Below are 2,321 nucleotides of genomic sequence, written 5' to 3' on the forward strand. Positions count from 1 at the left end.
AACTCTAGTCAGAACCTTGAAAACTGCATAGAAATTAAGTCATCAAAGCGTGTCTATCATCCGAGAAATCGGAAGATAAAACAAGCGACCACCATGAAAGAATCAAGTGGTCAAGTTACAAAGGGCTAACGGTGGATACCTAGGCACACAGAGGCGAAGAAGGACGTGGCGACCGACGATAAGCTCCGGGGAGCTGGAAGCAAGCATTGATCCGGAGATGTCCGAATGGGGCAACCCAGTAAGCATCAGTTGAATACATAGACTGATAGCGGCGAACCCAGCGAATTGAAACATCTTAGTAGCTGGAGGAAGAGAAAGCAATAGCGATTTCCCAAGTAGTGGTGAGCGAACGGGAAACAGCCTAAACCAGAGGTTTTTACTTCTGGGGTCGTGGGACAGTCAATTAACGTATCTTGAAGCTAGACAAAGCAGTTGAAAGCTGCACCAGAGAAGGTGAAAGTCCTGTAGTCGAAAGTAGAAAAGAGCGTGACTGTATCCCGAGTAGCACGGGGCCCGTGAAATCCCGTGTGAATCAGCGAGGACCATCTCGTAAGGCTAAATACTACTGTGTGACCGATAGTGAACCAGTACCGCGAGGGAAAGGTGAAAAGAACCCCGGAAGGGGAGTGAAATAGAACATGAAACCGTTAGCTTACAAGCAGTGGGAGGACGATTTAACGTCTGACCGCGTGCCTGTTGAAGCATGAGCCGGCGAGTTATAGGCAGTGGCAGGTTAAGACCCTATGGGTTGCAGCCAAAGCGAAAGCGAGTTTGACAAGAGCGCCCGTGTGAAAGCACAGGTCACTGTTTATAGACCCGAACCCGGGTGATCTAACCATGTCCAGGATGAAGCTTGGGTAACACCAAGTGGAGGTCCGAACCGACTGATGTTGAAAAATCAGCGGATGAGGTGTGGTTAGGGGTGAAATGCCAATCGAACCCGGAGCTAGCTGGTTCTCCCCGAAATGTGTTGAGGCACAGCGGTCGAGATTAAGTTTAGGGGTAAAGCACTGTTTCGGTGCGGGCTGCGAGAGCGGTACCAAATCGAGGCAAACTCTGAATACTAAACTGGTACTCGGCCAGTCAGACGGTGGGGGATAAGCTTCATCGTCAAGAGGGAAACAGCCCAGACCACCAGCTAAGGTCCCAAAATGACTGCTAAGTGATAAAGGAGGTGGGAGTGCAGTGACAACCAGGAGGTTTGCCTAGAAGCAGCCACCCTTAAAAGAGTGCGTAATAGCTCACTGGTCTAGCGCTCCTGCGCCGAAAATGAACGGGGCTAAGCAGTCTACCGAAGCTGTGGAATAAATGATTTCAAAGTCATGTATTGGTAGGGGAGCGTTCCGCAACGGTGTGAAGCACTAGCGACAAGCAGGTGTGGACTGTGCGGAAGTGAGAATGTCGGCTTGAGTAGCGCAAATGTAGGTGAGAATCCTACACCCCGAAACCCTAAGGGTTCCTCCGCCAGGCTCGTCCGCGGAGGGTGAGTCAGGTCCTAAGGCGAGGCAGAAGTGCGTAGTCGATGGATAACGGGTCAATATTCCCGTACCTGACATTGTTGGTGCAGAGGGACGGAGAAGGCAATCGCCAGCCGGATGTTGGTTACCGGTTCAAGTATTCGAGGTGTTGAGAGACGGAGAAAACGTCTTGAGCTGAGGTACGAGTACGACCTCCCACGGGAGGGAAGTGGTAGATGTCAGGCTTCCAAGAAAAGCTCTAAACACCATAAGCAATGTTAGCCTGTACCCGAAACCGACACAGGTAGGGAGGTAGAGTATACCAAGGGGCGCGAGATAACTCTCTCTAAGGAACTCGGCAAAATGGCCCCGTAACTTCGGGAGAAGGGGTACCTACGCAAGTAGGTCACAGTGAAGAGTCCCAGGCGACTGTTTACCAAAAACACAGGTCTCCGCAAAGTCGTAAGACGACGTATGGGGGCTGACGCCTGCCCAGTGCCGGAAGGTTAAGGAAGTTGGTTAGGGTAACCGAAGCTAGCGACTGAAGCCCCGGTGAACGGCGGCCGTAACTATAACGGTCCTAAGGTAGCGAAATTCCTTGTCGGGTAAGTTCCGACCCGCACGAAAGGCGTAACGATCTGGGAGCTGTCTCGGAGAGAGACTCGGCGAAATAGAATTGTCTGTGAAGATACGGACTACCTGCACCTGGACAGAAAGACCCTATGAAGCTTTACTATAGCCTGGAATTGTGTTCGGGCTTCGCTTACGCAGGATAGGTGGGAGGCTGTGAAGTTCTGCTTGTGGGCAGAATCGAGCCAACGGTGAGATACCACTTTAGCGAGGCTAGAATTCTAACCCTTACCC

At 51.5% G+C, this 2,321-nt stretch carries 1 rRNA gene; it reads left to right on the forward strand.

The features are described 5' to 3' along the window. Positions 1 to 108: 108 nt before the first annotated feature. Positions 109 to 2,321 (forward strand): 23S ribosomal RNA (locus tag QUB04_RS01320); the annotation flags it as partial.

Source organism: Microcoleus sp. D2_18a_B4 (assembly GCF_036702475.1).
Lineage (GTDB): Bacteria > Cyanobacteriota > Cyanobacteriia > Cyanobacteriales > Microcoleaceae > Microcoleus.